The 15,808-nt window shown below is 37.2% G+C and carries 16 protein-coding genes and 1 tRNA gene; 6 read left to right on the plus strand and 11 right to left on the minus strand.

Annotation, left to right across the window (positions count from 1 at the left end):
• The 9 genes from carB to PKC21_06160 all read right to left on the minus strand — a co-directional run bounded on the left by carB (position 1) and on the right by PKC21_06160 (position 10,476).
• Positions 1-3,210 carry a carbamoyl-phosphate synthase large subunit gene (gene carB / locus PKC21_06120; protein ID HMR24911.1) on the minus strand — a complete coding sequence of 1,070 codons (3,210 nt, stop codon included), beginning with the start codon at positions 3,208-3,210 and terminating at the stop codon, positions 1-3.
• Positions 3,194-3,868, minus strand: coding sequence for a hypothetical protein (locus PKC21_06125; protein ID HMR24912.1), 675 nt, complete (start codon positions 3,866-3,868; stop codon positions 3,194-3,196). The genes carB and PKC21_06125 overlap by 17 nt, the downstream gene beginning before the upstream one ends.
• A complete protein-coding gene (gene carA, locus PKC21_06130; protein HMR24913.1) occupies positions 3,841-4,950 on the minus strand; it encodes a glutamine-hydrolyzing carbamoyl-phosphate synthase small subunit in 1,110 nt (369 codons plus the stop codon). Before carA ends, PKC21_06125 begins: the two co-directional genes overlap by 28 nt.
• Before the next feature lies 1 nt (position 4,951).
• The gene (locus PKC21_06135; GenBank protein HMR24914.1) at positions 4,952-6,238 is read right to left on the minus strand and encodes a dihydroorotase; all 1,287 of its coding nucleotides are present in this window, start codon (positions 6,236-6,238) and stop codon (positions 4,952-4,954) included.
• On the minus strand, positions 6,238-7,164 hold the full coding sequence (locus PKC21_06140) for an aspartate carbamoyltransferase catalytic subunit (GenBank protein ID HMR24915.1): 927 nt from the start codon (positions 7,162-7,164) through the stop codon (positions 6,238-6,240). The genes PKC21_06135 and PKC21_06140 overlap by 1 nt, the downstream gene beginning before the upstream one ends.
• 4 nt (positions 7,165-7,168) lie before the next feature.
• Entirely contained in the window at positions 7,169-7,558 is a 390-nt protein-coding gene (locus PKC21_06145; protein ID HMR24916.1) for a hypothetical protein, read from the minus strand.
• An 80-nt stretch (positions 7,559-7,638) separates the two neighbouring features.
• A complete protein-coding gene (locus PKC21_06150) occupies positions 7,639-8,061 on the minus strand; it encodes a hypothetical protein (protein ID HMR24917.1) in 423 nt (140 codons plus the stop codon).
• Positions 8,062-8,392: 331 nt separating this feature from the next.
• Positions 8,393-10,198, minus strand: coding sequence for a translation elongation factor 4 (lepA, locus tag PKC21_06155; GenBank protein HMR24918.1), 1,806 nt, complete (start codon positions 10,196-10,198; stop codon positions 8,393-8,395).
• 107 nt (positions 10,199-10,305) lie between these two features.
• Entirely contained in the window at positions 10,306-10,476 is a 171-nt protein-coding gene (locus PKC21_06160) for a ribbon-helix-helix domain-containing protein (GenBank protein HMR24919.1), read from the minus strand.
• Positions 10,477-10,671: 195 nt separating this feature from the next.
• Between PKC21_06160 and PKC21_06165 the strand changes: the two genes are divergently transcribed.
• The 4 genes from PKC21_06165 (at position 10,672) to PKC21_06180 (ending at position 12,580) form a co-directional block, all read left to right on the plus strand.
• The gene (locus tag PKC21_06165) at positions 10,672-11,298 is read left to right on the plus strand and encodes a lytic transglycosylase domain-containing protein (GenBank protein HMR24920.1); all 627 of its coding nucleotides are present in this window, start codon (positions 10,672-10,674) and stop codon (positions 11,296-11,298) included.
• The gene (gene pgsA / locus PKC21_06170; protein ID HMR24921.1) at positions 11,270-11,878 is read left to right on the plus strand and encodes a CDP-diacylglycerol--glycerol-3-phosphate 3-phosphatidyltransferase; all 609 of its coding nucleotides are present in this window, start codon (positions 11,270-11,272) and stop codon (positions 11,876-11,878) included. Before PKC21_06165 ends, pgsA begins: the two co-directional genes overlap by 29 nt.
• Before the next feature lie 25 nt (positions 11,879-11,903).
• The gene (locus PKC21_06175) at positions 11,904-12,275 is read left to right on the plus strand and encodes a hypothetical protein (protein HMR24922.1); all 372 of its coding nucleotides are present in this window, start codon (positions 11,904-11,906) and stop codon (positions 12,273-12,275) included.
• A gap of 229 nt (positions 12,276-12,504) precedes the next feature.
• Positions 12,505-12,580, plus strand: a tRNA-Ala gene (locus PKC21_06180).
• A gap of 149 nt (positions 12,581-12,729) precedes the next feature.
• On the opposite strand, the gene PKC21_06185 is transcribed toward PKC21_06180, so the two are convergent.
• Positions 12,730-12,933, minus strand: coding sequence for a hypothetical protein (locus PKC21_06185; protein ID HMR24923.1), 204 nt, complete (start codon positions 12,931-12,933; stop codon positions 12,730-12,732).
• 81 nt (positions 12,934-13,014) lie between these two features.
• On the opposite strand from PKC21_06185, the gene PKC21_06190 reads away from it, so the two are divergent.
• Positions 13,015-13,437 (plus strand): DUF1398 family protein, encoded by a 423-nt coding sequence (locus PKC21_06190; protein HMR24924.1) that lies wholly within the window; start codon positions 13,015-13,017, stop codon positions 13,435-13,437.
• A gap of 311 nt (positions 13,438-13,748) precedes the next feature.
• Here PKC21_06190 and PKC21_06195 read toward each other — a convergent pair whose 3' ends face one another.
• Positions 13,749-14,216 carry a hypothetical protein gene (locus tag PKC21_06195; protein ID HMR24925.1) on the minus strand — a complete coding sequence of 156 codons (468 nt, stop codon included), beginning with the start codon at positions 14,214-14,216 and terminating at the stop codon, positions 13,749-13,751.
• A gap of 224 nt (positions 14,217-14,440) precedes the next feature.
• On the opposite strand from PKC21_06195, the gene PKC21_06200 reads away from it, so the two are divergent.
• Positions 14,441-15,769, plus strand: a complete 1,329-nt coding sequence (locus PKC21_06200) for an alpha/beta fold hydrolase (protein HMR24926.1) — start codon at positions 14,441-14,443, stop codon at positions 15,767-15,769.
• Positions 15,770-15,808 lie beyond the last annotated feature (39 nt).

Here is a 15,808-nt window from a genome sequence, read left to right on the forward strand (position 1 = left end):
TTAATACATACTCTGCAAAGATATGGGCTCAACTTTACCTTGTTTAATTTTTTCTATGGCTTTAGATGCCGCTTTAGCACCTTGCAAGGTTGTAAAATAAGAAATGCCTTTTTCAAGCGTTGATCTACGAATGGAGTAAGAGTCTTTCACAGATTGTTTGCCCATGGTGGTATTAAACACCAAGTCCACTTCGCCATTGACAATTTTATCCACAATATGTGGTCTGCCTTCAACCACTTTATTAACTTTTTGCGCGGGCACACCGTGCTCAATTAAATATTTAGCTGTGCCCCGGGTAGCTAAGATAGAGTACCCGTTATCACGCATACGCTTAGCAATTTCTAAACACTCTTCTTTGTCATTATTATTCAAACTCATAAAAACTGTACCTGACAAAGGTAACTCATTACCAGCTGCAATCTGTGCTTTGGCATACGCCACTTCCCAAGATATATCATTGCCCATGGATTCTCCGGTAGACTTCATCTCTGGACCTAAAATGGTATCTGATTTTGAAAACTTTAAAAATGGAAACACCGGTGATTTAACTGCAAAATATTTAAGACTTTTTAAATCAATTTTAGGCAATTCATCAATGGTTTTTCCCATTAAAACATCCATGGCCATGGCAACCAAGTTTTTACCAACAGCTTTGCTCACAAACGGAATGGTCCGCGAAGCTCTAGGATTAACCTCAATTAAATACAGAGTGTCATTTTGAATGGCAAATTGAATATTTAAAAAGCCTTTAACCTTTAAAGCTGCCGCAATTTTTTGGGTATGATCTTTAATTTGATCCATTAATTTTTCTTTGATTGAAAAAGGAGGAAGCACGCAAGAGCTGTCTCCTGAGTGAACTCCAGCTTGTTCAACATGCTCCATGATGCCACAAACCATAGCGGTTTCACCATCACTGATTGCATCCACATCCAATTCAATGGAATGATCCAAGTAATGATCTAATAAAATATGCTGCTGCTCAGAAAAGCCAATATTGCGCTTTAAATAACTCTCCAACTCTTCTTGCGAATAAACGATTTCCATTGCTCGTCCACCCAAAACATAAGACGGTCTAACCACCAATGGATACTCAATGGTTTTTGCCACATCCAACACTTCATTAAAGTCTTGCGCAATGCCATTTTGAGGTTGCTTAATATTGAGCTCTTGCAATAAAGTTTTAAATCTTTCTCTGTCTTCAGCCAAATCTATGGCATCATAATCTGTTCCCAAGATTGGCCAACCTTTATCTGCAATGACTTTAGCTAACTTGAGCGGCGTTTGCCCGCCAAATTGCAAAACAACACCATCTGGCTGTTCACGCTCTAATATATTAATGACATGCTCATAACTCAAGGGTTCAAAATACAAACGATCTGAAATATCATAATCAGTAGAAACCGTCTCAGGATTACAGTTAACCATAATACTTTCTACATTCATGGCCTTTAACGCTAGACTTGCTTGCACGCAACAATAATCAAATTCTACCCCTTGACCTATTCTGTTAGGGCCACTGCCTAAAATAACCACTTTCTTTTTGTCCGTTGGCTCAGCTTCACTGGCATGCGCATAGCATGAATATAGATAATTGGTTGTCGCTGCAAATTCACCAGCACAGGTATCTACCACTTTATAGTTAGGTAAAATATTGTTTTTAATTCTATGGTTTCTGACACTATCTTCATCTACATTCAGCAATTGTCCCAGACGATGATCTGAGAAGCCTAAAGATTTATAATAGTGCATATCCAAAGCTGAAATTTTTTCTAAACTTTGCTCTTGAATTTTATTTTCTGTTACAACCACTTGATTAATCTGAGCAACAAACCATGGATCAATTTGGGTTGCTTCAGCAAGATCTTCAATACTCATCCCACGTTTTAAAGCTTCTGATAACAACATGATTCGTTGTGGCGTTGCTGTTCTAACTTGGGCAAAAACCTGTTCATCGGACAAGGTTTGGGCATAATCTGAATTTAAACTCAAACCATTAAGATTAATTTCTAATGAGCATAAAGCTTTTTGAAACGACTCTAAAAAGTTTCTACCCAAACTCATCACTTCACCCACAGCTTTCATCTGTGGCGATAAAGAACGATCGGATTCAGGAAATTTAGCAAAATCAAACCGAGGAATTTTGGTCACAACATAGTCAATACTGGGTTCAAAAGATGCTTTGGTTACCTGGGTGATATCATTGCTAACTTCATCTAGGGTATAACCAACCGCAAGCTTGGCAGCAATCTTAGCAATTGGATAGCCGGTTGCTTTTGAAGCCAAAGCCGAGCTGCGTGAAACCCTTGGGTTCATTTCAATCACATACACTTCACCGTCTTTTGGGTTAACTGCATATTGAATGTTTGACCCTCCAGAATCAACGCCAATCTCACGCATGATCTTTAAAGAATAGTCACGCAATTTTTGGTAATCTTTGTCAGTTAAAGTTTGGCTTGGAGCCACCGTAATACTATCCCCAGTATGTACTCCAACCGGGTCAAGGTTCTCAATGGTACAAACCACCACGACATTGTCATTTTTATCGCGCATCATTTCTAGTTCATATTCTTTCCAACCTAAAATGGACTCTTCAATAAGGACTTCAGAAATAGGACTAAAGTGTAAAGCATTAAGCACCAGTTTTTCAAACTCTTTATCATTAAATGCCATACTGGCACCTGAACCGCCCAAGGTGAACGATGGTCTAATAATAGCTGGTAACCCAATCTCTTCTTTTAGCTTTCTAGCTTCTTCTAAACTATGAACGTAACCATTTTTGGGTTGTGGAACACCAATTTTATTCATGGCTTGCTTAAAACGTTCTCTATTTTCTGCTTTTTCAATGGATTCAATGTTGGCTCCAATCACTTCTACATTGTAGGCTTCCAACACACCTTCTTTAGATAAATCCATGGCCAAGTTCAAGGCCGTTTGCCCCCCCATGGTTGACAACAATGCATCAGGACGCTCTTTTTCAATAATTTTACTCAAGGTCTCAACATTTAAAGGTTCAATATAGGTTACATCAGAGTATATGGGGTCAGTCATGATGGTTGCAGGATTGGAGTTCACCAAGATAACCTTATACCCCTCTTCTTTAAGCGCTTTTAATGCTTGGGTTCCGCTATAATCAAACTCACAGGCCTGACCAATGACAATTGGGCCAGAGCCAATGACTAAAATACTTTTTATATCAGTTCTTTTTCCCACTTTTTATCTCATCCCTTAATTGTTTGATTTTTTCCAACGAATAAATCTCTTTGATATCCACATGTGAAAACTGTTGGCGCCTGTGTGCCATATAAGCAAAATCTAGAACCGTGGATATATTTTTTCTAACCAAATGTTGGTTGTTTTTAAGTTCTTTTTTAATCAGGCTACTTGCTTCAACGCTATGGGCAAAAATTGTATCCATGATAAAAACTTTATCTTGGTATTTAAAAATCCGTGCATCAATCACTTGGTTTTTATTTAATCCTAGCAGAGCTTTCTCTTCAATACAGGATTGATCCAAAGTGTATGCAGCTTTAGGTTGGTATAAAAGATCTTCTAAAATATATTTTTTAATATTTTTTATATTGAATAAACTGCGTTGACTCTCCAACAAGGCTTGTAAAAAGTCTTTATCCATATCAACTTCTTGATGGGCTTTTGCAAAATGCTCAGCTGGGGTTTCTCTTTCTTCGTCTAAAATACGATCCAAAAGATACCACTCTAAAAAGCCAGAAATTTTAAGTTCATAATCTGGTTCATCTTCAAATGCTTTTCCAGCCTCATCAAAATAATCTTTCTTAGCCTCAGAAAATTCTTTCTGATAGCGTTCATCAGAAAAAAAATCTGCTATTTGTCCCAAAATTTCTTTATACATCGCTTAAAATCCTCAAAAATATACTCTGCATCATTAGGGCCAGGAGATGCTTCTGGATGATATTGTATAGATTGCAAAGCAATCGATTCAATATCAAAACCTTCCACTGTATTATCACTTAAATGGATATGGGTTAATCGTAAATCTTTGTATTTTTTTTCACCCTCTTTTTTTAAACTTTGAGCATCTACTGCAAAACCATGGTTTTGCGAAGTAATTTCAATCTTATTTTTAATTGCATTATGAACCGGGTGATTCCCACCATGATGACCAAAATCTAACTTATAGGTCTTAGCTCCCAAGGCCAAAGCTAAAATTTGATGCCCTAAACAAATGCCTAAAAGAGGAAACTGACCAAAACATTGTTGTAAAACTTCCGGCAAACCCTGTACGGCATCTGGATCACCCGGACCATTAGAAACCAAGATTCCTTTTGGATTGTATGTCGCTATCTGCTCAAAACTGGTGTTGTATGGTACCACTTGCACTTTAAAGCCCAACGCTGCAAGTTTACGCAATATATTATGTTTAACCCCACAGTCTATCACCACTATGCAATCTTGACTTTGGCTGTCTGGATTCCATGTGTATGGTTGCTTACAACTCACCTCTCCTACCAAAGCTGTGCCTTGCATATCAGGAATATCGCCAAGTTTTGCTTTTAGATCCGCAATGTCATGCTCACCACAAGCAACAACACATTTCATGGCCCCTTTTTCACGAATTTTTAAGGTGATATAACGGGTATCCAATCCTTCAACCCCAACGACATTATTTTCTTTTAAATAATCAGCTAAGCTGGCTTCATTGGCATAATGACTGGGGTAATTAACATAACTACCCACCACTAAAGCACTGGCCCAAATATTTTTGGACTCCCAGTCTTGGTTATTGGTGCCGTAGCTCCCAATCATAGGATAAGTTAAAGTCAAAACTTGGCCACAATAGGATGGATCGGTTAACATCTCCTGATAGCCAGTCATAGACGTATTAAACACCAACTCGCCACAGGCTACTCCCTGTGCACCAAAGCCTTTACCATGCATGACGGTACCATCTTCCAATAATAAAGTTGCTTTCATATCAGTATTCTCCATAAACCATTTTCCCCTCAACAAATGTCATCAAGACTTTTCCGTACAAATCAATATCCCATAAAGGTGAGTTACTCGATTTAGAAAAATTATGACTTTGACTCAACCTTTCTCCCTTTTTTTGCACAAAAACACATAAATCCGCTTTGCTGCCCGGACTTAATGAACCTGCATCCAAGTGGGCTAACTTGGCTGGTTGTGTGCTCATTCTGGCAATCAAATTAATCAAACTTATCTTACCTTCATTGACCATCTGTAAACTACTCGCTAAAGCCGTTTGCAAGCCTAAAATCCCGTTGGGTGCACTGCAAAACTCATGACTTTTTTCATCTTCTGTATGTGGGGCATGGTCCGTTGCAATAACATCAATGAGGCCTTCTGCCAATGCTGCCTGCAAAATTTTATTATCTGCATCATGTCGCAAAGGCGGGTACATTTTGGCATTACTTTGATATTTTAAAATACTTTGGGTTGTTAAAAATAAATGATGTGGGCAAACTTCAGCACTGATATTAGCCATCTTTGGTTTTACTTTACGCAAGATTTCAATGGATTCTTTGCATGACAAATGCGCCAAATGCAAATGACATCCGGTTTCACCAGCCAAGGTGATGCTTCTTAAGACATCCAAAGTTTCAACATCACTATCTAAACCCTCTAAGCCTAGTTTTTCTGCAACATCACCATTACTGATGGTGGTTTTTCCTTTTGAAACCTCTAAATCTTCACAATGTTCAATAATTGGAACCTTTAATTGCGCAGCGACTTGCATTGCATTTTTAAACACTTGCGTTTCTTTACAGGGTCGGCCGTCATCTGAAAACGCAACACATCCTGCTGTCTTTAAGTCCTGCAAGGGGGCCATCTGCTCTCCCATTAATGACTTAGATATAGCTCCCACCGGATAAACATGACACAAAGCTTCTTTTTTAGCTTTTTCAACAATATAGCGCGTGATTTCAACATTATCATTGGGGGGATAGGTATTGGGCATACACATTACTGATGTATAACCTCCAGCCACCGCGGCCAAAGAACCGCTTTTTAAATCTTCCTTATGGACTTGTCCTGGGTCTCTAAAATGAACATGCATATCCACTAAACCTGGTGCTATAAAACTGTTCTCATCAAGATCAATACTTTGATCAACAGAATAAACTTTTTCTTGCGGATCAACAATTGCCTCAATCACAGAGTCATTGATTAAAATATTTTTTTTAGCATTTAAATTCTGACTGGGATCAACAACATGCGCTCCTCTGATTAATATCTTCATCAAGTGTGCCCTCCAAGCAAGGTATCAAAAATGGCCATACGGATAAAAACACCGTTTTTCACTTGTTTCCAGATAAGGCATCTGGAGTCTTGCAAGACCACCTCATCAATCTCAACATTTCTTCTAAACGGTCCTGGATGCAGAATGAAAGCATTTGAACGCAATAATTTTAGACGCTGTTTATCTAAACCATACTTTTTTAAATAACTTTTATTTTCGGTATGTAAATTGTGTTGCGCAATGACTTGTTCACTCCAGCGTTCATCTTGCGCTCTAAGCATCATGACCACATCACACGTGGCAATGGCTTGATCTAAATCATCTTTGTATTCTAGATTGGCAATAGTTTCTTTCGATTGCAAAAATTCTGGCACATAGGCCCAACACTGAGCTTGCATTTTGTGCATCAACTTTACGTTAGATCTGACCACTCTGCTGTGTGCAACATCACCAACAAATAAAACTTTTAATCCCGCCAATGAAACATTGTTTTGCTGTAAGGTAAACACATCCAACAAAGCTTGACTGGGGTGACCTTGTTTTCCATCCCCAGCGTTAATTAAGACCACATCTTTAGGTAAATCATTCATTAAATTAAGATAGTATTGATCTTGAGGATGTCTAACCACAAAACAACGAATACCGGTAGCATATAGCGTTAACAAAGTATCCAGTAAACTTTCACCCTTTTCTGCGCTGCTGTGCTTGGCATACAAGTACATGGGCCTATGATTTAAATGTTTAGCAGCCAGTTCAAATGAAACTCGAGTACGCGTACTGTTTTCCCAAAAACATAAGGCAATATCTTCACCATATCTGGCAGTTGTTAAGTTGTTTGGATGTGAGTAAAATTCACGTGCTTTTTGAAAAATACGGTTAATATCATTCAGACTTAAATCATCAGTATTAAGCAGTTCCCTCGACATAAGCCTAGTAAATGGCTCTTTCTTTTTCTAAATTAAATGTTAACCTACGCTTTTGACCAAAACCCCAGTCAATAATGGGTTGCCACTTTAAAATAATTTCAACATAACCTTCATATTTATTAATTTGAATATCATCTGGCTTAATGACTACATCCAATTTTCTACGAGCTGCCTCAACAATCGCCGATTTTACAACATAAACATCTTGTCTTTTGGCTTGAAACGAGGCTTCACCTAAAATTTCAAGCAGTTGGGAACGGGTTTTAACGATAGGAAAATACTTAACTGAAGCATAAACCCCAAAAGCCAAAACAAAAAAAAACACATATTGAAAGAAATTGAAATTAACTTTACCAAACTGGAAATGAGAACAAGAATAAGAAGAACGTTTCATCTTAAAGAGACGCTATATCAAAAACAACACTAGGATCAATTTCTTTTTTTGTTTTTAGATTAATCCAACATCGTTAATCACTATCTTATTGATTTACTTTGTAATTTAATAAAAAACTTTTGCCGCAAATTAAGGATAGAATCCGCAATAATCTTTGCATTGGATTTTTGATAACCTCCTGAAAGGACCATGACAATTGGAGTATTATGTTCAAATGCATACTTAAAGACTATTTCATCTCTTTTTATTATCTCATCCTTCTTAAGATTTAATAAGCCCAAACGATCTCCAGCTAAAACATCCGTTCCTGCATTATAAAATATCAAGTCAAAATTATGGGCTATGTTTTGTAATGCCTCTGTTAAGCTTTCTAAGTATTCCTTACCATCCGTGTAACTATCCAGAGGTACCTTGTAATCGACATTCTTTTGCGCTTCTAAATCGCCGGGGAAAACATCCTGGTTATACATATCCAGTAAAAATACTTTATCGTTATTTTTAATCTATTTTCAATATCGCTAAAAACGCTTCTTGTGGCACTTCTCCCGCTTCGCTCTTTTTTTATGGGAAAAAACGCTTTTCCCCTCTTGTCCAAGACGCGGTCTTGGACAATTCACCCTTTTGCGCTCGACATCGATATAAAATCTCGTCTCGCAAATTCGTTATTTTCAATCTATTTTCAATATCGCTAAAAACGCTTCTTGTGGCACTTCTACGTTGCCTCCCGCTTCGCTCCTTTTTTTAAGAAGGGCTCACGCCCCTCTCAAAACACAAACCGCGTTTGTGTTTTTTCACTCCCTTGCACTCGTCTGCTTTGACAGACTCGTGTACTTTTTAATCTATTTTCAATATCGCTAAAAACGCTTCTTGTGGCACTTCTACGTTGCCTAAACGCTTCATGCGTTTTTTGCCTTCTTTTTGTTTTTCTAGCAATTTACGTTTGCGGCTTAAGTCTCCACCATAACATTTGGCGGTTACGTTTTTACGCATAGCAGAGATGCTTTCTCTGGATACAATTTTATTACCAATGGCTGCTTGAATGGCCACTTCATACATTTGCCTTGGAATCACTTCTTTTAGTTTTTTGGCCAACTCACGGCCTCTATAGTATGCATTATCTTTATGCACAATTAAGGATAGGGCATCTATGGAATCACCATTAATCAACATATCCATCTTCACCATGTTTGAACGCTCATAGCGATCAAATTCATAATCTAAAGATGAATAGCCTTTGGATACAGATTTAAGTTTATCGTAAAAATCAAAAACCACTTCACTCAAAGGTAAATCATAGGTTAGAACCACCCTGCTTTGACTGGCATATTCCATGCTGATTTGCCTACCGCGTTTATCTTGGCAAAGTTTCATGATGCCACCCACGTAATCACTGGGAGTATGAATGGTTGCTTTGATGATGGGCTCAGAAATATAATCAATCTCTTGGGGTTCTGGCATTAAGGCTGGGTTATCCAGATACATCACAGTCCCATCCGTCTTGGTTATTTGATAAACCACTGTTGGCGCTGTAGTGATGACGGACATGTCATACTCTCGCTCCAGTCGCTCCTGAATAATTTCCATGTGCAATAGCCCTAAGAAACCACATCTAAAACCAAAACCCAGTGCTGTTGAAGTTTCCGCTTCAAAACTAAATGACGAATCATTGAGTCTTAATTTTTCTAAAGCATCACGTAATTCATCAAAATTTTGATCGGCGGTAGGGAAAATACCACAAAATACAGTGGGTTTAACTTCCTGAAAACCAGGAAAAGCCTGCTTACAAGGTTTAGCCGCTAATGTTACCGTATCTCCAACTTTTGCTTCTGTGACTTCTTTGATGGATGCAGAAAAAAATCCCACTTCTCCGGCTTCTATGCTTTGCATTTGTAAAGGCTTTGGCGTTAATACCCCCACTTGGTCTACGTCATATTTTTTACCGGTAGACATAAATTGAACTTTACTGCCTTTGACAATTTTACCGCTAACCACTTTAACCAATGAAATGACCCCCAAATAAGCGTCATACCAACTGTCAAACAACAATGCTTTTAAGCTATCTTCATCTGGATCAATCTTAGGCGGGGGGAGTTTTTCTACAATTTGCTCCAACAGCTCTACCACGTTGGTGCCATCCTTGGCACTGATGGCAATGGTATCTGACGTATCTAGACCTATGATTTCTTCTACTTCTTCTTTAATTCGCTCTGGGTCAGCGTTGGGTAAATCAACTTTATTCAAGGCTAAAATAATTTCTAAATCTTGTGAAATCGCTTCATAGGTATGAGCCAATGTTTGTGCTTGCACTCCTTGTGAGGCATCCACCAATAACACTGCCCCTTCACAGGCAGCCAAACTGCGTGAAACCTCATAAGAAAAATCCACATGCCCCGGTGTATCAATTAAATTAAGTTGATAGGTCTCACCATTTTTTGCTTTATATAGCATGCGAGCAGCTTGGGCTTTAATGGTAATCCCACGTTCACGCTCTAGGTCCATACCATCCAGATATTGCGCCTTCATATTTCTGTTTTCAACGGCGCCACAGATCTCTAAAAAACGATCCGCAAGCGTAGACTTACCATGATCAATATGGGCAATGATACTAAAGTTTCTAATATTTTCTTTTTTAAACGACATGTTAATTCATGGCTAACTATCTTATTTCCACAAAAGCCACAATAAATATACTAGCCCTATGCGTTTAAAACCTTTATTTATAGGTAGCACGTTACTTTGGTTGTAACTTAGAAGGTCATTTGGCCAGGGATTTCATTTTCGTATTCTTTTAAAACCAAGTCAATGCCTTGACGGATATACTCAGCAATGGGGACTTTGGTTTTTTTGTTCAACAACTTGAGCATTTCGTTTTGTTCTTCAGTAATGTAAACCGTGGTTGATATTTTTTTACGTGACATTGCGTGTATCCTTTGTACAATAAAAATTAAATTGCCATTGATTGCCCTATGTTTCCATATATATAGTGCAAAATCAAGCTTTAATACAGCTTTTATTTTTTTCATAAATACTTAATAAAAAAGAATTAATTTTATTTTTTACTTTTTTATAAAAAATGGTAAACTTTTATATATACTTAAGGTTTTACTTTTATTATGAAATCAATTTTAATTTATATTTTACTTTTTAATGCTGCTTTTTGCGTTTTTTCGCCGATACACGCCAATTCCTTGTATGTGTACTACGTCAATGGCAAAAAAGTATACACCAACGCCCCACCCAACCATGTAAAAGCAGAAAAAAAAACGCTTAAATCTTCTCGTATTATTGTTCAACACAGTCTTGATAAAAAACAAACGCAATCCCCTCCCCAACAAATCACAGAGCTTATTCACAGCCTTGCTCCTAAATACAATGTTTCAGTAGCCTTAGCCAAAGCAGTCATTAAAGCAGAATCTAATTTTGACCCTTTGGCTGTCTCTAAAAAAGGTGCCCAAGGTTTAATGCAATTGATGCCAAAAACGGCTGCTCAGTTGCAAGTGGAAAACTCTTTTGATCCTGAACAAAACATACGCGCCGGACTAAAACTTTTACGCACCTTACTTAGCCAATACCAAGATATGGATCACGCTTTAGCTGCCTACAATGCTGGAACCACGGCAGTCAACAAATACAAAGGCGTCCCCCCCTATCAAGAAACTATTGACTATATTAAAAAGGTAAGACAGTATTACGCTTACTTTGAAACCAGCAATGCCGCAACAACACTACAATCCTTCTAAAGTTCACCGTACTATTTTTAACCTGCCCAACTGTCTTAGTATGGGACGCTTATTGCTTATTCCTTTACTTTACTTTATTTTTAGTTGTTATGAATCTGCAGAAGCCATTAAATTCTACTCCTGCCTTATTTTTTCTTTGGCCATGTTTACTGATTTTTTGGATGGTTATATTGCGCGTAAAACCGGACAAATCACTTTTTTTGGCAAAGTTCTTGATCCAATGGCGGATAAACTCATGGTCACCAGTGCATTGTTACTCTTAATGGGACAAAATATGGTAGCGGTTTGGTTGGTGATCATCTTGATTGGACGAGAATTGGTGATCAATGCTTTACGTAGCATTGCTATGGAACAAGGCATGCATATTTCATCCAGTGGTTTGGGTAAAAGTAAAACCATGGTTCAATCATTTGCAATTGCTTTTTTATTGTTGGGCGAGTTAACTTTACTTAAAAAGTACAACATCTCTGCTTCTGACTTAGGCTTAGGTTTATTGTATATTGCTACCGCCCTTTCTATACTTTCTGCAGGTGAATATTTTTACCTTTTCGCTAAAAATATAAAAAATACTGCCGCTTAATCAGCTAATTTGTTACAATAGACTTATGAATGATCAAGATAAAGCGCTTTCTTTTTGGGATAAAACTATTGAAAAACTTAAACAATGCAAAAATGAATCCGATCGTTTTTTTCATATTGGCAAAGTAAAACTGGATAAGACATTTTTGGAAAAAGAAAAACAACAACACCTTGTAGTCTTAGGTGAAAAAGCCCTTGAATTGATAGAAAGCAATAAAATTAAAAATGCGGAACTTAAAGCCTTGAGCCAAAAAGTGATTGCTATCAATAATCGCATCAACTCCAAATCTGATAAACTTAAAGACATCACCCACTCTAAAATTGAAACTGAAGAGAGCATTGAGACCTCCAAGCCTATGCGTAAAAAAACCTCGACCACAAAAAAAACTGACGAATAAGCTTTTGTAAGGTCTCATTCATTGCAAAACAAAAAGTTGCATTGGTGACCGTTGCCAATAGAGACATTGAGGAAGACATTGATAGTATTCTATGGCTGCACAGCTGCTAAAGAATGTCCTATAGGTCAATTTTTTGCAGACGGTGAAAAAATAGCGTGGTAAAATTGATGCCGCTCAGAAAAAAAATTTGCATCTTTGCCCAAATACCATATAAGCACATATATCTTATGGGGCCTTAGCTCAGCTGGGAGAGCGCAACGCTGGCAGCGTTGAGGTCAGGGGTTCGATCCCCCTAGGCTCCACCATTTTTCTTTAAAATAATGCTAGCTCTTAATTTATCTTTCTAATTCAATTTTGGTTTGGGATCGAACACGTTCGTTTTTATCTTATGATGCCTTTGGCATCATGGCCTAGGTTCGACGGGTGCCATGAATCATAACGGTTCATTCAAAAACTATTGTGCATCTAGTCTATCAACTATTTCAACATCTAAACCATCATTTTTAAAACTAATTAATTTTCTAATCATCTCTGCGTGGGTTGGTAAAAGGTCAATATAGCTTCTTTTTTTAGATTTAAGATAATTAATTTCAGAGCCAAATTGTGTTTGAAACTCTCTGTCATACTGTAAAAACTGCTCAATTTTTTCAATTGGCAATTGATTTGACTAATGCTCTTATTAAGCTTATCAAATATCACCAGCTCAACATCAAACCAATTAATTAAAGGAGAAAATTTTATGAGTACACTTATTGATCGTCTTACAAAGGCACAAAAATATGCAATGTCTATTCGTCCTAATGTTGGGGGTTTTCCAGTGCTAGCGGAAGTACTTCGTCAGGCGGATGTTAAAATGAATCGCTGGTCGTTACCGTCATGCCAGTCTGTTTACATAATGAAAGATGGTGCTGTGGTTCAACAAGGAACTCCACTTGTTAATGGTACCTATGATGTTCCACAGTTCGATCGAGATGCACTCATCAAAGCTATTCGGACAGATCAAGAGGGCCGCTGTTCTTTTCCTGAGTTTCTTCTTGCAACTTGGAATGCGGGAGTTATTGCATACGATGCAGATTTTGTCGAACGTAAGGTTACCTATTATGGAGTCAATGGTGAGTCTTATGTTGAAGATTACCCAGAGGTCGAGTTAAAAAAACCCTGAAGGGTGTGTAGTTTATAAGTAGTTTGCCGGCTTATATCAAGATAAAGAAAGACAAAGACCAATCTGGACGAATTTAAAATCTTTAGGCTCTATTTTAATAATTACAAAGATCTAAACCAAGGTAAAGTTTCTGCTGGGTTCTCAATGAAACTATATCTAATGCATAACTTATAGAGGGAAAAGCTTGTCCAGTATTGGCCTTCCATCACTATTTACAACTTTAACTCTAATTTATGTTTCTCATAAGTTTTGACTTGGGATAAAATGCCTTTGTTTTATATTTGTGATGTCAGTAGCTTCAAGGTCTTAAATCAAAAAAAATAACTTTTATAAAAAATACCAAAAAAGCCTTTTTTCATAGCTATTGGGTAAGTGTCTTTTAGCCGTGTATGTTCATACTCATTTCTACTTACTTTTATTTTAGCAATGTTATCCCCATCTTTTACCGTAAAATAAAAATGCATATTTATTTTACTAAAGCCACGAGAACCTGTTTCAGTATGCATAGAAACAACTTGTCCACTTTTAAAATAGACTTGATCTTTGACCGGTAAAACTGCATTAAAAAATGAAATCCATCCAGAACAAAACATAACCTGCATAATGCTAAACACTACAAAAAAAACAAGACAACTGAATATTTTATGATCTACATAGCCGCTTTTTCTATAGCCAATAATAATTAATAAAAGATTCATCAGAATAATTGGGAAAAGAACAGTATCATAAGCCATTTTCCATGGTTCTAAGTAATTTGATACAAAAAGCAATGCTGACACTATGGTCAAAAAGGCACTTAACAAAAGAAAATAAAATGGATATTTTACATGAGGATGTATAAGTTTTTATATTGAGCTTATGGTATAATGCGCCCTATTTTCATATCATAAACCTTTTGCCTTGTAATACAATTTAAAACTACCCTTTTAACAATCCTGACCGTTAATTTTTTTTTAACCTTTACTATTTGCGGCGGAGATATGTGATGTGTTAAACCATTGGAATGAAAAAAATTGATTGGTTGCGCGATATCTCTTTGGATGAACTACAAGACATTCCCTACAACACTGTAGACAAATCTATTGTTGAACATGATTATGAGCAGCGGGGTTTTGTTTCTGTTCCCGTTGATTACTCACGGCCAGAAGGACCAAGTTTAGATATTTTTTATCGCTTTATGCCAGCACACAATCTTCCCATTACAGACAACTCCAAACCCATTGTAGTTGTGATCAACGGTGGCCCAGGCATGGCTTCTTATGGCTATAGACCATATGATTTTGATTACACTGGTAAAGTAAAAGCTGAAGTCGATTACTTAGGTGAGTTATTAAACTATTTTAGGGTACTCATTATTGACCAAAGAGGTACGGATGGAAACTCAGCGCCTTTGGACCTGAACAATCCCAATATTAAACCTGAAATCATTGCGCGCTACTTTGACTCTCACCATATTGCCAGAGATCAACAAGAAGTCATTCAACAGGTGCTTGGTGAACAGCCCTTTTACATGATTGCGCAAAGCTATGGTGGTATGGTGGGCATGAGTTATTTAACCTTGGAAGGCATTGAACGTCTTCCAAAGGGTATTTGTTTTTCAGCTGCCGCCATGCCACATTCAGATTTTAAAAAAACCCATTTAAATAGACGAAAAAAGCAAAAACAACTTAACTTGAACTTAGAAGAAACACTACCCAACATTGGTTCAAAGATTTTACAGCTGAGAGATCATTTTACTGCCAATGGCTTAGAGGGTACAAACTTTCATTACCTATGGCGCTTTTTAGGTCAAAGTGAATTTGGCCATTGGCAAAACAACATCTCAAATAAAATTGATGAGTTACTTGCTGCTAATAAATCAGGCTTAGAAACATTTATAGAAAATGAAAGTGGCAGTAACTTTCTTAATTATATTTTATCTAATCCCATGTCTACACCCAACTATACCGATACAACTTTGAGTCAAGAAGTTACTGCATTGGTTCCTTATGAAAAAGAATGGATGTTGGATGAATGTTTTTTATTACAACGCATTGGACGCGATGGCTCATGGCGGGAAGAGCTCATTAATCAAATGGATGCTTTTCCACATCCAGGTACGCACTATGCTTCACCTGAAACAATTAAAGATCGTTTCAGGCATACAAAAGTACTCTTTAGCTTGGCAGATGATGATATCTTTTTGCCTTTAGAAACTGTTCGTGAAAACTCATCCAAATTTTATGTTAAAGGCATAAGCCAAGAAATTGTTTTACCCGGTGGACATAAAGCCATCTTTTTACCCAAAGGTGTTAAAGCTTTTTATGATTGGACGCTTCATATTAAAAAATAAAAATTTGACCCCACAATGGATTTAGACCCATTTTTTTTA

The organism is Oligoflexia bacterium, assembly GCA_035326705.1.
Taxonomy (GTDB): domain Bacteria; phylum Bdellovibrionota_G; class JALEGL01; order JALEGL01; family JALEGL01; genus JALEGL01.

Excerpts from the sequence above, each read along its gene's own strand:
- PKC21_06135 (HMR24914.1), bottom strand. The coding sequence starts at position 6,238 with ATGAAGATATTAATCAGAGGAGCGCATGTTGTTGATCCCAGTCAGAAT.
- PKC21_06145 (HMR24916.1), bottom strand. The coding sequence starts at position 7,558 with ATGAAACGTTCTTCTTATTCTTGTTCTCATTTCCAGTTTGGTAAAGTT.
- pgsA (HMR24921.1), top strand. The coding sequence starts at position 11,270 with ATGCCGCAACAACACTACAATCCTTCTAAAGTTCACCGTACTATTTTT.
- carA (HMR24913.1), bottom strand. The coding sequence starts at position 4,950 with ATGAAAGCAACTTTATTATTGGAAGATGGTACCGTCATGCATGGTAAA.
- lepA (HMR24918.1), bottom strand. The coding sequence starts at position 10,198 with ATGTCGTTTAAAAAAGAAAATATTAGAAACTTTAGTATCATTGCCCAT.
- PKC21_06175 (HMR24922.1), top strand. The coding sequence starts at position 11,904 with ATGAATGATCAAGATAAAGCGCTTTCTTTTTGGGATAAAACTATTGAA.
- PKC21_06140 (HMR24915.1), bottom strand. The coding sequence starts at position 7,164 with ATGTCGAGGGAACTGCTTAATACTGATGATTTAAGTCTGAATGATATT.
- PKC21_06165 (HMR24920.1), top strand. The coding sequence starts at position 10,672 with ATGAAATCAATTTTAATTTATATTTTACTTTTTAATGCTGCTTTTTGC.
- PKC21_06190 (HMR24924.1), top strand. The coding sequence starts at position 13,015 with ATGAGTACACTTATTGATCGTCTTACAAAGGCACAAAAATATGCAATG.
- PKC21_06200 (HMR24926.1), top strand. The coding sequence starts at position 14,441 with ATGAAAAAAATTGATTGGTTGCGCGATATCTCTTTGGATGAACTACAA.
- PKC21_06125 (HMR24912.1), bottom strand. The coding sequence starts at position 3,868 with ATGTATAAAGAAATTTTGGGACAAATAGCAGATTTTTTTTCTGATGAA.
- PKC21_06160 (HMR24919.1), bottom strand. The coding sequence starts at position 10,476 with ATGTCACGTAAAAAAATATCAACCACGGTTTACATTACTGAAGAACAA.